The 21792-nt window shown below is 70.2% G+C and carries 20 protein-coding genes; 14 read left to right on the top strand and 6 right to left on the bottom strand.

Going from position 1 to position 21792, the window contains the following annotated elements; translation table 11 throughout:
- The first annotated feature begins 6 nt into the window (after window positions 1-6).
- The 9 genes from A3CQ_RS0105155 to A3CQ_RS0105115 are packed head-to-tail and all read left to right on the top strand — an operon-like array spanning window position 7 to window position 8059.
- Window positions 7-285 carry an MSMEG_0570 family nitrogen starvation response protein gene (locus tag A3CQ_RS0105155; protein ID WP_020509846.1) on the top strand — a complete coding sequence of 93 codons (279 nt, stop codon included), beginning with the start codon at window positions 7-9 and terminating at the stop codon, window positions 283-285.
- The gene (locus tag A3CQ_RS0105150) at window positions 282-1601 is read left to right on the top strand and encodes an MSMEG_0569 family flavin-dependent oxidoreductase (protein ID WP_020509845.1); all 1320 of its coding nucleotides are present in this window, start codon (window positions 282-284) and stop codon (window positions 1599-1601) included. The genes A3CQ_RS0105155 and A3CQ_RS0105150 overlap by 4 nt, the downstream gene beginning before the upstream one ends.
- Window positions 1598-2419, top strand: a complete 822-nt coding sequence (locus tag A3CQ_RS0105145) for an amidohydrolase family protein (RefSeq protein WP_169516254.1) — start codon at window positions 1598-1600, stop codon at window positions 2417-2419. Before A3CQ_RS0105150 ends, A3CQ_RS0105145 begins: the two co-directional genes overlap by 4 nt.
- Window positions 2416-2928: an MSMEG_0572/Sll0783 family nitrogen starvation response protein gene (locus A3CQ_RS0105140; protein ID WP_020509843.1), complete on the top strand. Its 513-nt coding sequence runs from the start codon at window positions 2416-2418 to the stop codon at window positions 2926-2928. Before A3CQ_RS0105145 ends, A3CQ_RS0105140 begins: the two co-directional genes overlap by 4 nt.
- Entirely contained in the window at window positions 2928-3980 is a 1053-nt protein-coding gene (locus tag A3CQ_RS0105135; RefSeq protein WP_020509842.1) for an MSMEG_0568 family radical SAM protein, read from the top strand. The genes A3CQ_RS0105140 and A3CQ_RS0105135 overlap by 1 nt, the downstream gene beginning before the upstream one ends.
- On the top strand, window positions 3977-5335 hold the full coding sequence (locus tag A3CQ_RS0105130; RefSeq protein ID WP_026205332.1) for an MSMEG_0567/sll0787 family protein: 1359 nt from the start codon (window positions 3977-3979) through the stop codon (window positions 5333-5335). Before A3CQ_RS0105135 ends, A3CQ_RS0105130 begins: the two co-directional genes overlap by 4 nt.
- The gene (locus A3CQ_RS0105125) at window positions 5332-6174 is read left to right on the top strand and encodes a carbon-nitrogen hydrolase family protein (RefSeq protein WP_026205331.1); all 843 of its coding nucleotides are present in this window, start codon (window positions 5332-5334) and stop codon (window positions 6172-6174) included. Before A3CQ_RS0105130 ends, A3CQ_RS0105125 begins: the two co-directional genes overlap by 4 nt.
- Entirely contained in the window at window positions 6171-7004 is an 834-nt protein-coding gene (locus A3CQ_RS0105120) for a carbon-nitrogen hydrolase family protein (RefSeq protein WP_026205330.1), read from the top strand. Before A3CQ_RS0105125 ends, A3CQ_RS0105120 begins: the two co-directional genes overlap by 4 nt.
- Window positions 7001-8059, top strand: a complete 1059-nt coding sequence (locus A3CQ_RS0105115; protein ID WP_020509838.1) for an MSMEG_0565 family glycosyltransferase — start codon at window positions 7001-7003, stop codon at window positions 8057-8059. The genes A3CQ_RS0105120 and A3CQ_RS0105115 overlap by 4 nt, the downstream gene beginning before the upstream one ends.
- 120 nt (window positions 8060-8179) lie before the next feature.
- Here A3CQ_RS0105115 and A3CQ_RS0105110 read toward each other — a convergent pair whose 3' ends face one another.
- A complete protein-coding gene (locus tag A3CQ_RS0105110; RefSeq protein ID WP_157295306.1) occupies window positions 8180-8671 on the bottom strand; it encodes a MarR family winged helix-turn-helix transcriptional regulator in 492 nt (163 codons plus the stop codon).
- Between the two features lie 90 nt (window positions 8672-8761).
- On the opposite strand from A3CQ_RS0105110, the gene A3CQ_RS0105105 reads away from it, so the two are divergent.
- Window positions 8762-9343, top strand: coding sequence for an NADPH-dependent FMN reductase (locus A3CQ_RS0105105; protein ID WP_020509836.1), 582 nt, complete (start codon window positions 8762-8764; stop codon window positions 9341-9343).
- A gap of 139 nt (window positions 9344-9482) precedes the next feature.
- On the opposite strand, the gene A3CQ_RS0105100 is transcribed toward A3CQ_RS0105105, so the two are convergent.
- Window positions 9483-10352, bottom strand: coding sequence for a LysR family transcriptional regulator (locus A3CQ_RS0105100; RefSeq protein ID WP_020509835.1), 870 nt, complete (start codon window positions 10350-10352; stop codon window positions 9483-9485).
- Window positions 10353-10496: 144 nt separating this feature from the next.
- On the opposite strand from A3CQ_RS0105100, the gene A3CQ_RS0105095 reads away from it, so the two are divergent.
- Window positions 10497-11330 (top strand): NAD-dependent epimerase/dehydratase family protein, encoded by an 834-nt coding sequence (locus A3CQ_RS0105095; RefSeq protein WP_026205328.1) that lies wholly within the window; start codon window positions 10497-10499, stop codon window positions 11328-11330.
- A 127-nt stretch (window positions 11331-11457) separates the two neighbouring features.
- On the top strand, window positions 11458-14715 hold the full coding sequence (locus A3CQ_RS57105; RefSeq protein WP_157295304.1) for an amidase family protein: 3258 nt from the start codon (window positions 11458-11460) through the stop codon (window positions 14713-14715).
- A 248-nt stretch (window positions 14716-14963) separates the two neighbouring features.
- On the opposite strand, the gene A3CQ_RS51575 is transcribed toward A3CQ_RS57105, so the two are convergent.
- Together A3CQ_RS51575 and A3CQ_RS0105080 are read right to left on the bottom strand one after the other, a co-directional pair.
- Window positions 14964-15413 (bottom strand): DoxX family protein, encoded by a 450-nt coding sequence (locus tag A3CQ_RS51575; protein ID WP_020509832.1) that lies wholly within the window; start codon window positions 15411-15413, stop codon window positions 14964-14966.
- 2 nt (window positions 15414-15415) lie between these two features.
- Window positions 15416-15898 (bottom strand): SRPBCC family protein, encoded by a 483-nt coding sequence (locus A3CQ_RS0105080; protein ID WP_020509831.1) that lies wholly within the window; start codon window positions 15896-15898, stop codon window positions 15416-15418.
- Between the two features lie 238 nt (window positions 15899-16136).
- On the opposite strand from A3CQ_RS0105080, the gene A3CQ_RS51570 reads away from it, so the two are divergent.
- Complete coding sequence (locus A3CQ_RS51570; RefSeq protein ID WP_157295302.1) at window positions 16137-17987, top strand: sensor histidine kinase; 1851 nt, start codon at window positions 16137-16139, stop codon at window positions 17985-17987.
- Window positions 17984-18589: a response regulator transcription factor gene (locus tag A3CQ_RS0105070; RefSeq protein ID WP_020509829.1), complete on the top strand. Its 606-nt coding sequence runs from the start codon at window positions 17984-17986 to the stop codon at window positions 18587-18589. Before A3CQ_RS51570 ends, A3CQ_RS0105070 begins: the two co-directional genes overlap by 4 nt.
- A gap of 139 nt (window positions 18590-18728) precedes the next feature.
- Here A3CQ_RS0105070 and A3CQ_RS0105065 read toward each other — a convergent pair whose 3' ends face one another.
- Together A3CQ_RS0105065 and A3CQ_RS0105060 are read right to left on the bottom strand one after the other, a co-directional pair.
- Window positions 18729-19958, bottom strand: a complete 1230-nt coding sequence (locus tag A3CQ_RS0105065; RefSeq protein WP_026205327.1) for a glycoside hydrolase family 16 protein — start codon at window positions 19956-19958, stop codon at window positions 18729-18731.
- Window positions 19959-20089: 131 nt separating this feature from the next.
- The gene (locus tag A3CQ_RS0105060; RefSeq protein WP_020509827.1) at window positions 20090-21673 is read right to left on the bottom strand and encodes a hypothetical protein; all 1584 of its coding nucleotides are present in this window, start codon (window positions 21671-21673) and stop codon (window positions 20090-20092) included.
- Window positions 21674-21792 lie beyond the last annotated feature (119 nt).

The following is a 21792-nucleotide window of genomic DNA, read 5'->3' as shown; positions in this document are numbered from 1 at the left end:
AGAGCCATGCCGGAACGGTATGTGTCGGTGCGCTGGCCGGATGGCCACGTGCAGCAGATCTATTCGCCCTCCACTGTGGTCGAGGACTACTTCGCGGCCGGGGAGCGGGTGCCGGTTGACGAGTTCGTGGCGCGTAGCCGGGCGGCGCTCGGCGCGGCAAGCGAGCGGGTGAGGGCTGCCTACGGGTATCCGTGCGGGCGGGCCGCGGCGGCGCTGGCCGATGTGACCGCGACCGCTGAGCGCTACGCCGGCGGCGCCGTGACCGTGGAAAGGATCGAGCCGTGAGCCTTGCCGGCGGCCATCGCGCGGTCGCCGTGGTCGGGGGCGGGCAGGCGGGGCTCTCGATGAGTTGGTATCTGCGGCAGCGCGCGGTCGACCACGTGGTCATCGAGCGGGAGCGAGTCGGTCACGAGTGGCGGGAACGCCGCTGGGACTCCTTCTGCCTGGTCACGCCCAACTGGCAGTGCAGATTGCCGGGGTACGCCTACGCCGGCGACGACCCGGACGGCTTCATGCCCGGCCCCGAGGTCGCCGGATTCCTTGAGAAATACGCGGCCTCCTTCGACCCGCCTCTGGTGGAGGGCGTCGAGGTGACCCGGCTGCGGCGCACGGCCGGCGGGGTGTTCGAGCTCGTCACCACGGCCGGCCTCACCACCGCCGACCAGGTCGTCGTCGCCACCGGCCCGTACCACGTTCCGGCTGTGCCGCGGATCGCCGAGCGGCTGCCCACCGGCCTGGTTCAGGTGCACTCCTCGCAGTACCGCAACCCGGCGCAGCTGCCTGAGGGCCCCGTGCTGGTGGTCGGCACCGGCCAGTCCGGCTGCCAGATCGCCGAGGACCTGCACCTCGCCGGCCGCCGAGTGCACCTCGCGGTCGGCTCGGCCCCGCGGGCCGCGCGCCGCTACCGTGGCCGGGACACCCTGGCCTGGCTCGACGAGATGGGCCACTACGACCGGGGCATCGACGAGTTCGCCGATGCCGACGCGGTGCGGTTGCGCGCCAACCACTACATGACCGGCCGGGACGGCGGGCGGGACATCGACCTGCGGGCGTTCGCGGTGCAGGGCATGCGACTGCACGGGAGGCTGCGCGGGGTGGACGGCGCGACCGTCAGCTTCGACGGCGACTTGGCGGCCAACCTCGACGGCGCGGACGCGGTGGCCGACGGCATCAAGGACGCGATCGACCGGTACATCGACCAGGCGGGGATCGTAGCGCCGGCGGAGGCCCGCTACGAGCCCGTCTGGGTGCCGGAGACCACCGGCGGCGTGCTCGACCTGGCCGCCGCCGGTGTCTCCGCGGTGGTCTGGGCGACCGGGTTCCATCGCGACCACCGCTGGATCGAGGTGCCGGTCTTCGACGGCCGCGGCTACCCGACCCACGAGCGGGGTGTCACCGGCTGCCCGGGGCTCTACTTCCTGGGCCTGCCGTGGCAGTGGACGTGGGGGTCGGGCCGGTTCGCGGGCGTGGCCCGGGACGCCGCGTACCTGTCCGAGCGGATCGCCGCGGCCCGCCGCAGACGGTTCACCGACGAGGTGAGCTGGCTGGCGGGCACGCCGACGGAGACCTATCCGGACGTCGAGTGGTGGGCCGCGGCATGACAAAAAGGATGAACGACGCGCATCGGCATCTGGGCGTGCTTCCCGCGTACCCCTTCTATGGGGGACCGCCGGTCAACCCGGACGTCACCGCCCGGGCGACCGTCGGCGACCTGCTGAAGGATCTCGACCGGGAGGGCACCGAGCAGGCGCTGATCCTGCCCAACTACGGCGTGCCCGACCCGGACGTGGCGTTCGGCTTCAACGACCTGGTCGTCGAGGCCGCCCAGCGCGACGACCGGATCCGGTGCGGGCTCTGGGTGTCGGCCCAGGAGCGCGACCGGGCGCGCACAGTGAAGGCGCTCGGGCTGGCGGGGGAGCGCGGCGTGCGGGCGCTGAAGCTGAGCTTCCTGCTCGGCGGCGGGATCGACGACCCGGGCCTGGAGACGATTTTCGGGGCGGCCCGGGAGCACGACCTGACCGTCCACGTGCACACCTCGCCGGGCGCCGCCTCCGACATCGAACAGGTCGGCACGCTCGTCGACCGGTTCGGCGACGACGTGCGCCTCCACCTCGTGCACTTCGGCGGTGGGATGAGCGGCCACATCAAGCTGATCGGCTCGCGGTTCTTCGACTGGGTCGCGGCCGGCAAGCGGGTCTACACCGACCTGTCCTGGGCCATCGGGTTCGCGCCTCGATGGCTGGTCACCGAGATCGACCGGCGCGGCTTCGGCCACGACCGGGTGCTGTTCGCCAGCGATGAGCCATGGGGCGACCACGCCGGGGAAAGTGCCCGGCTCCGCGCGGCCGTCGCCGGCCGGGAACTGTCCGACGCGGTTTTCCACACGAATTTCGAGACGCTCTACGGAGGAACGAAATGACCGACCTGACCGACCTCGAACAGCAGAGCATCACCGAGATCCCGCACCCGTCACTGCCCGATGGCTCGTCGCTCTACGGCGGCACCAAGGTCTTCCCCGACTACAAGGCCGAGGACGGCGAGACCTACTTCACGCTCGTGCACGGCATCGCGCACGAGTCCTCGGTGAGCTTCGTCGCGATCCTCCAGGCCACCCGAGCCCTGCGGAAGGGCTTCGAGTCGGCCATCTACTTCTACGGACCCGGCTCGCTCAACTGCCTGGCCACCCGCGGTTTCCCGACCACCGGCGCGTCGGCTTTCCCCGGCGAGCACAACATCAACAACTCGCTGAAGACGTTCATCGCCGAGGGCGGCAAGGTGTACTGCTGCCGGTTCGGTCTGTCGCTGCACGGCGCCCGCGAGGAGGACCTGATCGAGGGGGTCATCCCGACGCACCCGCTGGACGTGCAGGACGCGCTGATCCACTACGCCCGCAAGGGCGCGATCATCAACTCGACCTACATGTTCTGATGAGCATCGACGTCCGTGCCGACCTGGCCGTGCGTGGCGTGCGGGCGCCCACTCCCGTCCGCCGCCCGGCCGGGGCCGGTCCCAGCGATGACGGCCACGTCGTCCTCGACGGGCAGAACGTCACCTTCCCGATAAACCCGGAAAGCCCTTATTCCGTACGCGGCGGGCGCGTCTGGCTCGGCAACGACGACACTGGCCTTTCGCTCGATGTCATCCGACGCCCGAAATTTTATGACTTGTCGACGATCGACGGCGTGTCTTACGAACGGATAGCGCGGCTGCACGGCAAGGATGTGCTCGCCACGACCGTGGTGCAAACCTGCATCCGGTACGGCGAGGAGCAGCGTTGCCGCTTCTGCACGATCGAGGAGTCGCTCCGGGGCGGCACCACGATCGCGGCCAAGACCCCGGCCCAGCTCGCTGAGGTGGCCGAGGCCGCGGTCCGGCTCGACGGCGTACGCCAGATGGTGATGACCACCGGCACCACGAGCGGCCCGGACCGCGGCGCCCGCAATCTGGCGCGCTGTGTGCGAGCGGTTCTGGCGGCGGTCCCCGGCCTGCCCGTCCAGGTGCAGATCGAGCCACCCGCCGACCTGTCGGTCATCGACGACCTGCACGACGCCGGGGCCGCCTCGATCGGCATCCACGTGGAGTCCCTCGACGACACCGTCCGCCGGCGATGGATGCCCGGCAAGGGATCGGTGTCGATGGCCGAGTACGAGGCCGCATGGGATCGCGCCGTTGCGGCGTTCGGCCGCAACCAGGTCTCGACGTACCTGTTGATCGGCCTCGGTGAGGACCCGGACGAGCTGGTCGCGGGCGCGGCCACGCTGATCGCCCGGGGTGTCTATCCGTTCGTGGTGCCGTTCCGGCCGATGGCCGGCACGCTCGCCCGCCGCGACGGAGTGACGGCGCCCGCACCGTCGCTGGTGCGCGACGTGAGCACGAGGGTGGCCGCCCTGCTGCGCGAGGCGGGCATGATCGGAGCCGATCAGAAGGCGGGCTGTGCCGCGTGCGGGGCGTGCGGCGTCCTCCAGGCGGCCGGCGGATGACGGATCTGGTTCCGGCCCTGGTCGGGCCGCACGTCATGATCGAGCCGGAGGACGATCCGGCCGGCTACCACCGCCTGCGCCGGCGGGTCTTCGTTGACGAGCAGGAGCTCTTCGAGCGGTCCGACCGCGACGAGCGGGACGACGACCCGCGTACGGTCGTGCTCGTCGCCCGGTCGGCGCGCGGCGACCTTCTCGGCGGCGTCCGGCTCGGACCGGCCGGAATCGGGCCCGACATCGGCTGGTGGCAGGGTGGGCGACTGGCCGTCGACCCGGCCGCCAGGGGCGCCCTCGGTGTCGGCCCGGCGCTGGTCCGGGCGGCCTGTGCGTACGCCGAGAGCGCCGGCGCCCTCCGCTTCGACGCGACCGTCCAGCCGCGCAACGAGCCCATGTTCCGCCGCCTCGGCTGGCAGCCGGTGCGGCACGTGCCGGTAGCCGGGCGGCCGCACACGCTGATGCGCTGGCCGATCCGGCGGCTGGCCGCGCTCGCCGCCGCCACCAAGAGCCCGCTCGGCGGGCTGCTGGCCGGCCTTGCGCCGGGCGGCGCCGGATTCGTCGGCGACGACGGCGCGCCGGTGCCCGGCACCGACCTCATCGCCGCCTGCGACGCGATCGTGCCGTCCATGGTGGAGCGCGACCCGGACTGGGCCGGCTGGTGCTCGGTGCTGGTCAACGTCAACGACCTGGCGGCGATGGGCGCGGAACCCGTGGGTCTGCTCAACGCGGTCGGCGCCCGGGACGCCAACCACTGCGCGCGAATTCTCGGCGGTCTGCGGCGAGCCGCGAAGGCGTACGGAATCCCGGTGCTCGGCGGGCACACCCAGCTGGGCGTGCCGGCGGCGCTCTCGGCCACCGCGCTCGGCCGGGCGGCGCGGCCGGTGCCGGGCGGCGGCGGCCGGCCGGGGCAGCGGGTACGGCTCAGCGCCGACCTGGGCGGCCGCTGGCGCGCCGGGTACCACGGTCGGCAATGGGACTCGACCAGCGACCGCACGCCGGACGAGTTGCGGCGCATGCAGTCGTTCGTGCGCCGGGCCCGGCCCGCCGCGGCTAAGGACGTCTCGATGGCCGGCATCGCCGGGACGCTCGGCATGCTCGCCGAGGCGAGCGGCTGCGGCGCGCTGCTGGACGTGGCCCGGGTGCCGCGGCCGGCCGGTGCGACCGCGGGTGACTGGCTCGCCTGCTTTCCCGGCTTCGCCATGCTCACTGCCGGCCCGGTGGCCGACGGCGACGCCGGGCCGGCGGTCACCGCCGACTGCGGCGAGCTGGTCACCGGCCGCGGCGTGCGTCTGCGCTGGCCGGACGGGGAGATCACCGACGCTGTGGACGCCGGTGTCACGGGATTGGGGACAGCAGCATGAGCATTGTCCGGATGGCGGCCGTGGCGGCCCCCTTCGACCGGGACCTGGAGGCGGACTTCGCGCGGGTCGCGGATCTGATCGCGCGGGCGCGTGAGGACGGCGTACGGCTGCTTGCTCTGCCTGAGGCTTGTCTCGGCGGATATCTGGCCCACCTGGACGGAGGCGCGGACGATCCACCCGCGCTGAGCCTGGGCGGCCCGGAGATCGCCCGGCTCGCCGCGATGGCCGGCGACATGGTGGTGTGCGCCGGGTACTGCGAGGCCGACGGCGACCGCCGGTACAACAGCGTCGTCTGCGTGCACGACGGCCGGGTGCTCGGCAACCATCGCAAGGTGCACCAGCCGCTGCGCGAGAACGCCAGCTACGACTCCGGCGACTCGTTCGCCGCGTTCGACACGCCGGTCGGCCGGCTGGGCCTGCTGATCTGCTACGACAAGGCATTCCCTGAGTCGGCGCGGGCACTCGCCCTTGACGGCGCCGAGATCATCGTGGTGGTCTCGGCTTGGCCCGGCAGTCGCACGAACGCTCCGGACGACCTCGCCGACGACCGCTGGACCCGACGCTTCGACCTCTTCGACCGGGCCCGCGCCCTGGAGAACCAGGTGATCTGGCTGTCGGCGAACCAGTCCGGCACGTTCGGCTCGCTGCGTTTTGTCTGCAGCGCCAAGGTGGTCGACCCTGGCGGCGACGTGCTGGCCACCACCGGCACCGCGCCCGGCATGGCCGTGGCCGGCGTGGACGTGACCGCCGCCCTGGCCGCGGCCCGCCGCTCGATGGCCCACCTGCGGGACCGGCGACCCGACGCATACCGCCCCCTCGAACCCCTTCTGACTCCATGACAGTCACCCGGATGGCGGCCGCGGCCGCGCATTTCGGCCGCGACCTCGACTACGACCTCGGGCGCATCGGCAAGCTCATCGCCGATGCCCGGGCCGCCGGGGCCGGCCTGCTCGTGCTGCCCGACGCGGCGATCGGCGGCTACCTCGCCGACCTGCGCCACCCCGACCCCGCCGCGTTGCCGCCCGCCCTCAAGCCCGAAGACCCGATCTTCGAGCAGGTCGCGGCAATGGCCGGCGCCATGGTGGTCTGCGTCGGCTACTGCGAGGCGGACGGCGACCTGCGCTACAACGCGGCGGTCTCGCTGTGCGGCGACGGAGTGCTCGGCCGGCACCGCAAGGTGCACCTGCCGGCGGCGGAGAGCACGGTGTACGCCCCGGGCGACGGTTTCGCGACCTTCGACACCCCGGTCGGCCGGGTCGGCATGCTGATCGACTACGACAAGACGTTCCCCGAGTCGGCCCGCACCCTGGCCCTCGACGGCGCCCAGATCGTGGCCTGCCTGTCGGCCTGGCCGGCCAGCATCACCAACCGGGCCCCGAAACTCGCCCAGGACCGGCAGTCCCGTCTCTTCGACCTGTACGACTGCGCCCGCGCCGCCGAGAACCAGATCGTCGTCGTCAGCTCCAACCAGACAGGGGCCGTCGGCGGCCTGCGCTTCCTCGGCCAGGCCAAGGTCGTCGGCCCGGCCGGCAACGTCCTGGCCCGCACCTGGGCCAAAGCCGGCCTCGCGGTGGCCGAGCTGGACGTCACCGCCGAGATCGCCACGGCCCGGCGCGTGCTCAGCCACCTCGACGAGCTGCGCCCCGCCACGTACCGGACCGCTCGATGAAGATCGCCTTGCTCAGCTATTCGACGCGCCCGCGCGGCGGCGTGGTGCATACCCTGGCCCTGGCCGAGGCCCTCGCCGAACTGGGCGAGGACGTCACTGTCTGGACCCTGGGCCGTGGCGGCGACGCGGGCTTCTTCCGGGTGGTCGACCCGCGCGTACGCCTGCGGATCGTGCCCTTTCCCGACGTGGCCGGCGAGGCGGTCGGGCCACGGATCCTCCGCTCGATCGCGGTGCTGCGGGCCGCCTTCACCCCCAGCGGGTACGACATCGTGCACGCCCAGGACTGCATCACCGCCAACGCGGTGGACCGCTGCGTACGGACCGTGCACCACCTCGACCAGTTCACCACCCCCGAACTGGCTGCCTGCCACGAACGCGCGATCGTCCGGCCGTACGCGCACATCTGCGTCTCGGCCGCCGTCGCCGCCGAGATGGAAGCGGGCTGGGGCCGCCGTGCGGTGGTGATCCCGAACGGCGTCGAAGCAGCCCGCTTCGCCGCGGCGATTCCCTCCCGCCGGCACGGGGTGTACCTGGTGACGGTCGGCGGCATCGAGCCTCGCAAAGGCTCGATCGACCTGCTCGAGGCGTACGCGCTTTTGCGTGATCGGCTCCCGTGGCTGCGTCTGATCATCGCCGGTGGCGAAACGCTCTTCGACTACCGCTCCTACCGGGCGACCTGGGAGGAGCGAGCGCGGGCGCTCGGCGTCACCCCCGAGGTGCTGGGCACGATCCCGCACGACGACCTGCCCGGCCTGGTGGCCGGCGCGGCGGCCTTCGCGTTCCCGTCCACAAAGGAGGGATTCGGTCTGGCGGCGATGGAGGCACTGGCCGCCGGAGTCCCGGTGGTGGTCCGCGACCTCCCTGTGCTGCGAGATGTTTTCGGCGACACTGTCCGCTACGGCACTGACCCCGCGTCCCTGGCCGACGGCCTCCTGGCCGCGATCAAGGATCCCGACCCGACGCGGCAGACCCGAGGACGTGCCCTGGCCTTTACCCACACCTGGTCCGCCGCCGCCCGACGGCACCTGTCGCTGTACCGCAGACTCGCGGGGTGACCGCCGTCGGCCTGGTCTGCCGCCCACAGTCGCGTCGATGAGGACAGGAGTGTCCGGCCGGTCAGCCGCGCGCTCGGTCGGCCCGAGCCTCACCTCGTTGGCGAATGGGCAATCGATTGGCTATGTGTCGCCGTGCGGCGACTTGGGCCAGGGCAGGTCCGTGCCGGATCGGGTGAGGGCGGCGACGATACGGTCCATGCTCTGGCCCAGGGCACGGCGGGCGGTCTCGTCGAGGCCGCCGAAAATCAGGTGGCGTACGGCGTCGGTGTGGCCGGGCGCGGCGGCTTTTACCAGTTCCCAACCTGGGTCGGTGAGAACGGCGTTGGTGTAGCGGCCGTCGGCCGGGTCGGGTTGACGGCGGACCAGACCACGTTTTTCCAGCCGGGCGATGAGGTGGGAGATGCGTGAGAGCTCCGCGTTGGTGAGCACAGCCAGGTCGCTGAGGCGTCCGGTGCGCTCGGGCAGCTCAGAAAGGCCGGCGAGCACGTAGTACTCGAGGTAGCTGATATTCGAGTCGCGTTGCAGTTGGCGGTCGAGGGCGGTCGGCAGGAGCAGCAACACCGCGTGGATCGAGTGCCAGACGTTCAGCTCCTCGTCGCTCAGCCCTGTCATGCCGGCAGTGTATCGGATCACATGAACGTTCATGTGACTCGCGCTATGGTGACGCATGAACGTTCATGTCATCGACGGAGGAACGACACCATGCCCAACCTGACGATCGCCGTGATCCTCGGTAGCACCCGGCCCGGCCGCAACGGCAAAGCCGTCGCCGACTGGGTCCTCGCCCAGGCCGCGGGCCGCGACGGCGCCGACTACGAGCTCATCGACCTGCTGGACTACCCGCTGCCGCACTTCGACGAGCCGATGTCTCCTCGCGCCGGGCTGGAGCCGGCCGGCGACCACACCAAGGCGTGGGCGTCGAAAATCGCCGAGTACGACGGCTTCGTCTTCGTGACGCCGGAGTACAACCACTCGACGTCGGGCGTGCTCAAGAACGCAATCGACTATCTCTACGCCGAGTGGAACAACAAGGCTGCGGCGTTCGTGAGCTACGGCGTCGTCGGCGGCGCCCGTGCGATCGAGCACCTGCGCGGCGTACTGAGTGAGCTGCAGATCGCCCACGTGCAGCAGCAGATCAGCTTCTCGATGCTGACCGACTTCGAGAACTATTCGGTCTTCAAGCCGGCCGAGGCGCACGGCAACTTTGCCGGCACCATGTTCGGCCAGCTCGAGACGTGGGCGGCCGCGATGCGTGACGTGCGCAACCTGACGCCGGTCGCCTGACAGGCGCAGGCACGACGATCTGTCCTGACGCGCCGCGCCGGCGCTGCCGATAACTGCGGCTCGCTGTTCGTCGGATCTGCGGGAACACCCAGCGAGGCGGCTTCGCGGTCAGCGCCGCCAGGTGCCCGGGGGACGCAGGTCAGGCGAGCGCGGCGAACTCCGCCAGCAACGGTTCACGCCGCTCGCGCAGCCACGCCACCACCACCCGGTTCTGCGAGATGTCGGTCACCGGCACGTGTACCACGTCGGGGCGGATGTAGAACCGGGCCGTCGACAGCGGCAGTACGGCGATGCCAAGGCCGGAGGCCACGTTCTCCAGCTTTTCCTCGACCACCGACGTCGGCGTGGCCACCGCCGCCACGGTGGCGACATCCCGCCACTCCGGGACCGCGTCCGGACGCTGCAGCAGCGTTTCTCCGGCCAGATCCCGGACCGACACCTGCTCCTTGCCGGCCAGTGGATGGTCAGCCGGTAGGACCACCACGCGGGGTTCAGTGAACAGTTGCCGCACGGCCAGCCCCTCGGTCGGCGCGGGCAGCCGCAGGTAGCTGATGTCGGCGCGGCCGTCGTGCAATACCGCAACCTGGTCGTCCCAGGTGGTGCGCAACACCTCAACGGTGAGGTGGGGATGGTTGCGGCGCAGGCGCCGGATCGCGTCGGTGACGATCAGGCCCGGCATGAACGCCACCACCAGCCGGGCCTCGCCGCGCGCCGCCTGGGCGACCCGGCGCTGCAACGCGGTGGCCGAGGTGAGCAGGGGAACGGCGTCGGTAAGCAGCTGACGGCCGGCATCGGTCAGCTCGGTGGCGCGGCGGTCGCGGCGGAACAGCTGGACGTGCAGCTCGCTCTCCAACGCCCGGATCTGCCGGGACAGCACCGGCTGGGCGATGTGCAGCTCGGCGGCGGCACGCCCGAAATGCAGGTGCCGAGCGACCGCCTCGAAATAGCGCAGCTTGCGCAGGTCAACGTCGATACAGCTCAGCGTATGACCTGGTCGGGGCGCGGGCAAAACGCCCTGCGCGCACCCGATCGGACTGAACCGCCTTCCCTTCGCTGATGCCCCAGGGGTATCACAGAAGCCGGAACAGGTCTTGGACGCTCGCCCGGCCTCGCCGTCACGCTGGTGGTGCGAATCCGAATGAAGGAGCACCACGTGAAGGTCTTTCTCACCGGCGGATCCGGGTACATCGGCCGAGCCACCATCGACGCGCTGAACGTCTGCGGACACCAGGTCAACGCACTGGCCCGCACCGGCAGCGCCGCCGAGGCTGTCCGCCGGCACGGCGCCGAGCCGGTCAGCGGCGCGCTGAGCGACCCTGGCGTGCTGCGCCACGCCGCAGCCGCAGCCGACGCGGTCATCCACCTCGCCCAGGCATCCACCGCTCAGGAAGACCTCACCGCCGCCCTGGCGATGATGGACGGGGTCGGCTCGGGCCTGTATGTGCACACCGGCGGCAGCTGGGTCTACGGCGACACCAACGGGATCGTCGACGAGACCGCGCCGTGGAACCCGCCGCCGGTCGTCGCCTGGCGCAAGCAGGTCGAGGACGCGGTCCTCGAACGCGGCCAGCACGCGGTGATCGTCCAACCCGGCCTGGTCTACGGGGGCGAGAACCGCCTCATCGACTACTTCTTCACCCAGCCCGGTCGCGAGACGGGCGCCGTGCCGTACATCGGCGACGGAACCAACAACTGGGCGCTGATCCACGTGGATGACATCGCCACCCTGTACGCGGCCGCGTTGGGCGCCCCGGCCGGCGCTGTCTACCTCGGTGTGGGTGGCGTCGGGCCGACCGCGCGGGAGGTCGCCGAAGTCGTCGGCGCCGGATCCACGACCTCAATCACTCTGGAACAGGCCCGCGAGCAAATGGGCCCGATCGCCGACGCGTTCGCGCTCGACCAGCGGTTCAGCTCCGCCCGCGCGCACAACGACCTCGGCTGGAAGCCCCTGCACCATGATCCGCTGGCGGTCCTCGCCGGCCGGTGATCGGCATGCGACGTGACCCGGGGGTAACGCCGGGGCAGGGAGAGACCCACGGCCGAAATACGGCGGTAATTGATCAATTTTAGGGTCGGGAGGCTGCACCAGCTCCATACGGGACTAAGGAGTATCCGTGCACCGACCTGCTCGTGCCGTGACATCCCTGCTCAGCCTGGCCGTGGCGGTTCCTCTGACGCTCGCGGTGGGCGGGCCCGCCGCGGCCACCTCGCATCGCAAGCCTCCGCAGATCGATCTTGAGCGCGTCACCGGGCTGCAACTCGAGGCCATGATGGACGCCGGCAAGTTGACCTCCGTCGAACTCACGAAGATGTACCTGGACCGGATCGACGCCCTGAACAAGAGGGGCCCCGGTCTCAACGCCGTCACCCAGCTGAACAGGGACGCGCTTGCCGAGGCGGCGCGCTATGACAAGCTGCGGGCCAGGGGGGTCAAGCTCAGCCCGGCGATGGGCCTGCCGGTGCTGATGAAGGACCTCATCGACGTCAAGGGCATGTACACCTCGGCCGGCAACTTCTCGCTGCGCGACTCCTACCCGGCCGAGGATGCGGGCCTGGTCAAGAAGTTGCGGGCGAACGGCGTCGTCATCCTCGGCAAGCTCGGACTGTCCGAGTACGCCAACTTCTTCGGCAACCAGCCCTCGGGCTTCTCCAACCTCACCGGCCAGGTGGTCAACGCCATCGACGCCGATCAGAACCCGAGCGGCTCGTCGTCCGGCAGCGGCGCCGCGGCCGCGGCCTCGCTGGCCACCCTCGTCATCGGCACGGAGACCTCCGGGTCGATCATCTCGCCTTCCTCCACACAGGGCATCGTGGGCCTGCGGCCGACGGTGGGCCTGGTGCCGGGGTACGGCATCGCACCGATCTCGGCCTCGCAGGACACGGCCGGCACGATGGTCCGCACGGTGAGCGACGCCGCGCTGCTGCTGCAGACGATGTCGGGGTACGACCCGGAGAACGAGGCGTACTACGCCGGGATCTGGGGGCCGGGCGTGAACGACGCCGACATCGTTCCGCCGGTGCCGCACCAGCTGCCCAACTATCTGTCCGCACTGGACCTCAACTTCGTCCGCGGTAAGCGGATCGGCTACAACGGCACGCTGACCGACGGAAGCCCCCTGAAGCTCGCGTACGACGCGCTGACCCAGGCCCGCGCGATCATGGTCGAGCGCCCGGTCATCAGCCCGGCCGGCGTGCCCGGCAGCGTGTTGAGCTGGGAAGCGCACCGCGACATCGACCACTACTACCAGCACCTCGGGCCGCAGGCCCCGATCAACAGCCTCGCCGAGGAAGTCGCCGTCAACCAGAGCGAGGAGCACGAGGCCCTCAAGTTCGGCAACAGCACGCACCAGTCCGCCCTCGCGCTGAACACCGACCCGGACTCGGCGGACGCCGCCCAGTACCGGAACGATCTGGTGGCCGGCAAGCAGCTCTCGCACCAGGGCATCGACCGGATGATGGCCAACGACACCCTCGACGACCCCACCGACGACTTCATCGCCATCCTCGGCAGCGTGTCCAACGGTCCTCGGGCCGGGTACCCGCAGATCACCGTCCCGATGGGGTACAACGCGACGACCCGGCGCACCGTGAACGTGAGCGTGCACGGCAACGCCTACGACGAGCGCAACCTGCTGGGCGTCGCGTACACCATCGAGCAGGCGACGAAGCTGCGGCAAACCCCGGGCATGGTGAACCCCAGCATGTACCGGTGCGCGCAGACTGTCCCGGCGCAGCCGTTCGCCGCCCGTGGTGACTGCAACCCGACGTACGACCAGGTCATGCGGATGCTCGGCGGACGCCCGGCGTCGCTGCCGTTCTCGCTCGAGACCGAGACCGCGGCCGGCCTGCGGGCGAGACTGCTCGACGGCAAGATCTCGGCCGTCGACCTGACGAAGGCGTACCTCTATCGCATTGCCCTGACCAACGCCGAAGGGCCCGCCACCCAGGCCGTCCGGGGCCTCAACCCGGACGTGTTGAAGGATGCCAGGGAGGCCGACAAGGTCTTCGAGAAGTATCGCGACGACAAGAAGCACGGCAAGAAGCCCAAGCCACCGGGGGCGTTGCTCGGCCTGCCGGTGCTCCTCGACGACTCCTTCGACACCACGTCGATGCCCACCACCGGCGGCTCCATCGCGCTGCAGAACCTGAAACCGGCGAAGGACTCGACGGTGGTGGCGAAGCTGGCGGAGGCGGGCGCGCTCATCCTGGGCAAGACCAACGTCAGCGAACTGAACGGCGTCTTCTCCGGCACCATGCCCAAGGGGTATTCGTCGCTGGGCGGGCAGGTCCTGCTGCCTTCGGACACCGACAAGACCCCGGCCGGCTCGTCCGGCGGCTCGGCGGCGGCGACGGCCTCCGGCCTGGCGGCTCTGACCATCGGTATGGAGACCTCCACGGACACGGCGCAGTTGCTGGCCCCGGCGGACGCGGCCGGCATTGTCGGCCTGAAGCCGACGGTGGGTCTGGTCAGCCGGACCGGTGTGTTGCCGGTCGCGAAGTCGCAGGATTCGCCGGGCCCGCTGACCCGGTCGGTCTACGACGCTGCGATGACGCTCAACGCGCTTGCCGGCAAGGACCGGTCCGATCCCGCCGGCTCCACCTCGCCGGTCGCCGACTACACCGCCGGGCTCACCCCGAACGCGTTGGCGGGCAAGCGGATCGCGGTCATCTCCGGCGCCACCGGCCCGTACCCGGCCATGGTTTCGGCCCTGCAGGCCGCCGGCGCGACAACGGTTCAGGTCACGATCGGATCCGCACCTGACACACCGAGCATCGTGCACACCGAATTCAAGCGAGACCTGAACGCCTACCTAGACAGTCGTTTCGCCAAGGGCAGCCGGGCCGCCGGATCGCTTCAGGAGATCATCGACTACAACGACGCACACCCCGTCGAGGGACTCAAGTACCAGCAGACCCAGCTGGTCACCGACCAAGCCGTCGACCTGACCGACCCAGCCACGCTGGCCTCGTACACCGCGAATCTCACCACCGGCAAGACCGCCAGCCGGGCCGTCATCGACGGGGTCCTCGGCAACGGCACACCCGGCGACCTGTCCGACGACTTCGACGCCGTGCTCGTCCCGACCGGCAACACCTTGATCAACGTCGCGGACCGCGCCGGCTACCCGGCATTGACCATCCCGGCCGGCTACGGCACCGGATCCACCGGCCGTAACCCGATCGGCGTCACCCTGGTGGGCACCGCCTACAGCGAAGCGAAGCTGCTCGCCGACGGTTACGCCCTCGAACAAACCACCCAGATCCGTCTCGCGCCGAGCTGGACGAACCCGAGCATGTGGCGATGTGTGCCGGGCAGCACGTTCTTCACCGGCCAGTTCTGCAACCCCGGAGACCGCCTCCTGCGCAGATGAGCACCACCTAGGGAAAGGGTGGGCCCGTGCCGGCGAGCGGCACGGGCCCACCCCGCTGTCCGCCGATGCCGGACCTTGCGATGGCCGGCGGCCCGCCGATCTCGAGCCGGACGCGGCCATAGGCGGTCCGGGCGCATGACTACGGCGCACACCGGATTCTCGTCAGGTGGTCGCGCGAGATGACCCGGCACCGCGTGTTCGGTGGCGGGTCATCTCCTGGCTCTGCCGGCGCGGTGGTTGCCGGCTCTTCAGCTTTCGCGACGCGGTATCGAAGGTGCGGCAAGTCTGGCCGCCCTCGACGTGCGGGGGTCGGAGGCGAGGCTGCTACCCCGAGGTTCGACGGCGACGGGTCCGAAACGGACCCAGGCCACGAGGGTCGCGAACGTGCCGAGAACGATGGGGAGAACGGCGCCGGAGGGCTGACCGATGGCGATGTTGGCGATTGTTGCGCCGACCATGGTGATAACCAGCCCGGTTGCCGCGATGGGCGTCAGAACCGGCATGATGCGCGTTGCCGCCGGCACCACCAGACCGATCGCGCCCAGCACCTCGGCGGCGCCGGCGAGTTTCAGCAGGGCGACAGGTACTCCTTCGGACATCTGCTGGAGGTCGGCTGCCGATGCCAGCAATTTGCCTCCGCCGACGAGGAGGAACGCGAACGCCAACAGGGACGATGCGATCCATACCGTGATTTTCATGGCTACTCCTTGCCGGTGATCAGGCGATCGAGGTTGTCGAGTTCGTTGGCGCGACCGGCGAGAATCCGTTCGGTCCAGTCCTGGTCGTGCAGCGGTTCGAGGCGCATCTCGACGTCGGTGCCGGTCGGCGTCGGCTCGAGGGTGACGACGGTGCGGTGCTCGTACGGATCGACGCCGGGAACGAAGTCGATCAGCGACGTGTACGCCAGCCGGGCCGGCTCCACCACCTCGATGAACTTCTTGTGCGAGCGGGTCGACAGCGGCATCCCGGCCTTCTCCATGAAGGCGATCTGCGCCGGCCCGGTGGCGGTCATCGTGTAGTCCAGCGCGCCTCCAGGACGCAGGTCGAGGCGGTCGACGGTGGTGGTGAACCCGTCCGGGGCCCACCAGGCGGCAATGCCGTCCGGGGTGGTCCAGAGCCGGAAGATCCGCTCCGGCGAGGCCGGGTAGCTGCGGCGGATGACGAGGTCGGTTTCGGTCTGCAAGGTGGTTCCTCCTGAGTGGGGATGTGTTCGCCGGGTCACCGTCCCATCGGCGATCCGCGCCGGGGCAGTGCCGTGCTACACCCGCTCCCGGGGCGTTTCGCATGCCTGGGGTATGCGTTTCGCACTACCGTGCCCAGGGGCACGCGTGCCACAGTCGGGAGATCCACCGACCTGACCGCCGCGAGAGGTGCCCATGCCGCCGTACGGCCGACGCGTCAGCGCACGGAGTCTGGTACTGGTGGTGCTGGCATGCGCGATGCTCGGCCGGGCGTTCGACGCGTTCCCGCACCCGGACGCCGCCTACGTCCCCTTCGTGCTGGCCATGTACGTGCTCCCCGCGTGGTACGCCAGCGGATGGCGGCGTGGCCCATGGATGCGTCGGCCGGGCGTGCTCCTCGCCGCGCAGGCGGTTCTCACCGTCGTTCCGTTCGCCATATTCGGGACGCACTGGGTAGGTGGGGTGTCCGGTCTGCTGGCCGGCCTGGTCCTGCTTCTGCTTCCCAGCCGCGCGGCTGTCCCGGCGTACGCCCTCTTGGTGGGTCTCGAAATCGCCCTGTGGCTGGTGGTGGGCCTGCCGTACGAGCCGCGGGTCAACTCGGTCACGTGGTTGCTCGTCGCGTTCGCCAACCAGAGCCTGATCCTGTACGGCCTGAGCCGGCTGGCCGATCACGTCGACGCCCTGGACGCCGACCGCGACGCACTGGCCGGCCTGGAGGTGACGCAGCAGCGACTCGCCGCGACCACGCATCTGCGCGAGACCGTCCAGACCCGTCTGCACCGCATCGCCGAGCGCATCGAGGCCGCGCTCGATGCGGGGAGCGCCGAGCGGACGCGGGAGCTCATCAGTGAGGCCGGCCGCTCGGCGCGTGACGCTGCCGAGGACGTACGGCGCCTGGTTGTCGATCTGCCCGAGAGCACCCTCCGGGTGAGACCGGGCCGGCCCGGTCCCGTGGCCCCGCGGCTCGCCCGGGCCATCACCGTCGCGATGCTGCTGCTGTTCGCCGCGCAGTACCTGGTGAACGTCATCGTGCCGGTCGCCAAGCCCCGGCCCGGCGTCCTGGTCGACCTGGCCGCGGTCCTCGTCGCCGCGGTGGTGGTGCTTCTTCAGCTTCGGCACTCCACCACGACCGAAAACCACCGGCCGGGCGCCTGGCCGCTGACCCTCGCGCTCCTCGCGGCCCTGTGCCTGGCGTTCTACCCGACGACCGGCGCCTCGAGCCTGAACTTCCTGGCGTTCCTGGCGGCCAGCGGGCTGCTGCTCATCCGGCACTGGAGCCGATGGCTGCTGCTGGGCGCGGTCGTGCTGGGGCTGCCGGTCCTCGCGCTAGCCGACCCCGCGCCCGAGCCGCGCACCCTCCTCGAGACGATCACCTGGGCGACGTACGCCGGCGCCACGGTCGCGGCGGCGTCCTTGCTGATCTTCGGGCTCGCCCGGCTGACCCAGACGGCGGCGCAACTGGAGGAGGTCCAGGAACAGATCGCCGCCGCCGCTCGGGTGCGGGAGCGTCTCCGCCTGGCCCGGGACGCTCACGACAAGCTCGGGCTGGGACTCTCGACGATCGGGTTGAAGACCGACCTCGTGGCCGCCCTCGCCGGCCAAGATCGAGCCCGATCGCGCCGCGAGGCGATCCAGGCCCTGCACCTGGCCCGGCTGGTCGCCACCGACGTCGACGCCGTCAGTGGCGACCGGGTCACTTTCTCCGTCGCCACCGAGGTCGCCACGGCCCGGCAGAGCTTGGCCGCGGCCGACCTGCGCGCGGAGTTCGACGTCGATCCCGATCTGCCTGACCTCGACGCCGTGGCCGCCGTCCTGCGCGAGGCGGTCACCAACGTCCTGCGGCACAGCCGCGCGACCTGCTGCCGCATCCGGCTGACCCGCACCGGCGAGACGATCACCCTGGTGGTGACGAACGACGGCGTGACACCGGCCACCGGGGGTGAGCCCGGGCACGGACTGACGAACATGTCGGAACGCCTGTCCGCCGTACACGGCTCGCTGAACACCCGGATCGACGGCGAGGAGTTCACGCTGACGGCCATGGTCCCGTCGGCTCAGATCCGCGCGGTGAGCCAGGCGCTGCCGGCATGATCTCAATCTTGCTTGCGGAGGACACCGCGATCCTGCGGGACACCCTGGTGGCCGTTCTCGACCTCGAGCAGGACATGCAGGTGGTCGCCCAGGTATCGCACGGCGACCAGATCCTGCCCGCCGCGAGGCGCTGGCAGCCGGACGTCGCCATCGTCGACATCGACCTCCCCGGCCAGGACGGATTGACCGCCGCCCGCCAATTGGGAACGGATGTCCCCAGTTGCCGGGTGCTGATCCTCACCGCGCTGGCCCAGCCGGCCAACCTGCGGACCGCCCTCGACGCGGGCGTATCCGGATTCCTGGCCAAGCACACACCGGCCGTCGACCTGATCCGCGCCGTCCGGGAGATCCATCGCGGCGCCCGGGTGATCGACCCGGCCGTCGCGGTGGCGGCACTGGACGCCCGCCCCAGCCCGTTGACGCCCCGCGAGACCGACGTGCTGCGCCTGCACTCCGAGGGATTCGACCCGCGAGAGATCGCCGAACGCCTCTTCCTGACCCACGGCACGGTCCGCAACTACCTGGCATCAGCAACAGACAAGCTCAACGCCCGAAACCGAATCCACGCAATCCGAATAGCCACAGAGAACGACTGGCTCTAAAGCCGTCCCGTCCGGCCAGGCAGGCGGCGGGCCGAGGCCGAATCGCCGCTCGAACGCGTCGGCACGGCCCGAAGGGGGATTGAACCCGGGAGGCCGCTCAGCGACACTCCCGGGCCGGCAAGGAAGGCCGATCAACAGATCAGGCGCGGGTCCACTTCTGGTTGGAGCCGCCGGTACAGTCCCAGAGCTGGAGCTGGGCGCCGTTGGCGGTGTTGCGGTCCTTCACGTCGACGCACCTGTTGGCGGATACGTTCACCAGGTCGCCGGCGGCCGACAGGGTGAACCGCTGTACCGGGTTGCCATTGCAGGTGACCAGCTGGATCGGTGTGCCGTTGGTGAGTGCGCCGCCGGCCGGGTCCATGCACTTGCCCATGGCACGCATCGTGCCGTCGCTGTTCGCCGTCCATTGCTGCGCGGCAGTGCCGTTGCAGTCATACGTCTGCAGCCGGGCTCCATCCACCGGGTTGGCGCCCGGAATGTCGATGCAGCGGCCGCTCAGGTTGGACTTGAGTGCGTTGCCGGTCGGCGGCGGCGTGGAGTTCGAGGTGCTGACGTGTACGTAGTCGATCAGCATCTTGCTCTCGGCGGGCAGGCCCGCCGGGTTGCCCTGGCCGAAGTTACCGCCGACCGCCAGGTTGAGGATGATGAAGAACGGATGGTTGTAGACCCAGGTCACGTTGCCCTTGGCGGCTTGCAGCGAGGCCGGGGTGGCCCGGAAGTATTCCTGACCGTCCACGGTCCAGACGATCTGGTTCTGCGACCAGTCCACGGCGTAGTTGTGGAAGGCCGCGTACCACGGCGAGCCGGCGACGATATTGGCGCCGTACCCGTTGCCGCCGGAGTAGCCGGGGCCGTGCAGCGTGCCGTACAGCCGGTTGGGGTCCCGGCCGACGACCTCCATGATGTCGATCTCGCCGTCGGTCGGCCAGTTGCCGCCGCCGAGCATCCAGAAGGCGGGCCAGAGACCGGAGCCGTTGGGGACCTGGATGCGAGCCTCGATGTGGCCGTACTGCTGGGTGAACTTCCCGGCGGTCTGAATCCGGCCGGAGGTGAACTGGCAGGTGCCGTTCCAGCAGTCGTTGTGGCCACCGCTACCCTTGCGCGCCGTGATGACCAGGTGGCCCTGGCCGTCCATGGCGACGTTGCTCGTGCCGCTGGTGTAGTACTCGAGCTCCTGGTTGCCCCAGCCGCCGCCGCCGACGTCGAAGCTCCACTTCGACGTGTCGACGCCGGCGCCGGCCGCGCCGTTGAAGTCTTCGTTCCAGACGACGGCCGCTTCGGCTCGATCACTTCGGGAGGCGACGGCCAGGCCGGCGCTCAGGGCCACCACGACGACGGCCGCCGCGGTGAAAAATCTTGACCTACGCATGGGGATTCCTCCGGGGAAGAGGCGGTAATGCGTAAGAGTGTTAAAAATTGATAAGCATCAGTCAAGTCGGGATCGCTGAAACCTCCTGCCGCGACGTTGATCAACTGTACGAGCCGATCGCGTCGCAGCGCTCAGCTGACGCGGTATGCCCGCTGGATCGTCACCTCGACCCACTGGCCGTTGGTGGCGAGCAGGCGGGCGCGCAGGCTCACGTAGCCGGCCTGGCCGGGATTGGTCACGACGGCCTGCCAGGAAGAGCCGACCTTGCGTACGGCGGCCGGGTGCCAGGTCTTCCCGCCGTCGGAGGACGAGAGCAGGGTGGCGGACTTGCCCGTGACGGAGCCGAAGCGCAGGCCGTTGCCGGGGCCCGGGTAGCGCCGGTCGGGGCGGATCTGCACGGTGGTCTTCGTGCCGGGTTTCGCGCTGTTGGTCAGGCTCAGGCCGAGCGGTATCAGCTGCGGGATGATCACGTCGGCCGTCCGGGCCGGGGCCTTCGCGGTCACGTTCATCCGGAAGATCACGTCGGCGCGGGTGGAGAGCAGGGTCGCCGGGTAGGTCTGGTCCGGCCGGTATCGCTGCGCGTTGACCTTGAGGGTGTACCAGCCGTTCTTCTTCACGTTCGCCGAGAACCAGGGGTCGCCGTCGCGCCAGTCGGTGCGCCACAGCGCCCTGATCACCTTGTTGTCCGGGCCGTAGAGGGTGACCAGGGATCGCTCGCTGCCCTCACCGCCCCATGTCCCGGCTGACGGGTCGGTGAACATCGACGAAGTCCCGAAGCTGATCGTGCCGCCGCCGACCGCGGGCAGTTCCCGGGCCGGGCCCCACGCCGAGCTCAGCAGCGCCTGCGCGGAGGACTTTCCGGCCGCGAGCTTGACGGTACGCGGGAGGAAGCCGATGAAGGCCTGATCGCCGTTCTTCTGCGCCGCGGACCAGTCGGTGTCCACGGTCCAGGTCCCGGCCAGCGCGTGCACCTTGGCCACGGCCGGCATCTCCCCGCCGTACATCGAGATGCTGTTGCCGTTCTGGCACGCGCCGCTCGCGGTCATCCGCAGGTCCACGCTGTCTCCGGCCGAGGCGCCGGCGCGAATGTAGTTCGTGAGCGTGGCGAGCGACGCCGTGTGGAAGGTGTGGGTCAGCGTCGTCGGAACGGTCGTGGCGGAGCCGGCCACGACGTAGGACTCGTTGTGCAGGGCATCCTGCCAGTCCGACGAGTAGGCGAACCGCAAATACTTGGAATTGTGCGGAATGACGTAGAGCTTCCCTGGACTGTTCCAGGCCCCCGTCTGCCCGAAGGTGTCCGGCCCTACGCAGATGAACGCGTTGAGCGTCTGGTTGAACGCCGGCCCGGGGGCCTTGTCAAGGTTGACCGTCAGCGGCTTCCCCCACCGGGCGTCGAGTGTGGTCTTGGTGGTCCCTGAGACGATCACCGTGCGGGCACTCAGCGTGTCACTGTGGTCGCGGCTGGTCCAGATGTCGCCGACGATCGCGTAGGTGCCCTTCGGCAGCACCCACCGGGTTTTGTTGCCGGTGCCCTTGTACTCCTGGTAGGTCGACACGTTGACGACCGTCAGCGCAGCGGAGACCTTGGCGCCGGTGCGGTCGTAGGTCGCCACAGTAAGCGAGTTGGTGGCCGCCGCGGCCGATCCGGTGGTAGTCAGCAGGGCCACCGGCAAAAGGGCCAGACCGGCCACGACCGACTTGTAGATACGCCGCACGCCAGCTCCAGCCCTTGATCCAGTTGAGATGCCGGATGCTAGCAATCGATCGCCGCACCCCGCTGTCCCGTCAGGTCACGGAACGAGCATGCCTCGCCCACACCGAAGGCACAGACCAC

Origin of the sequence: Paractinoplanes globisporus DSM 43857, from assembly GCF_000379645.1 — a bacterium.
Classification (GTDB): Bacteria; Actinomycetota; Actinomycetes; order Mycobacteriales; family Micromonosporaceae; genus Actinoplanes; species Actinoplanes globisporus.
Note: the sequence above shows the minus strand (reverse complement) of the source record. Positions and strands in the feature narration are given on the sequence as shown.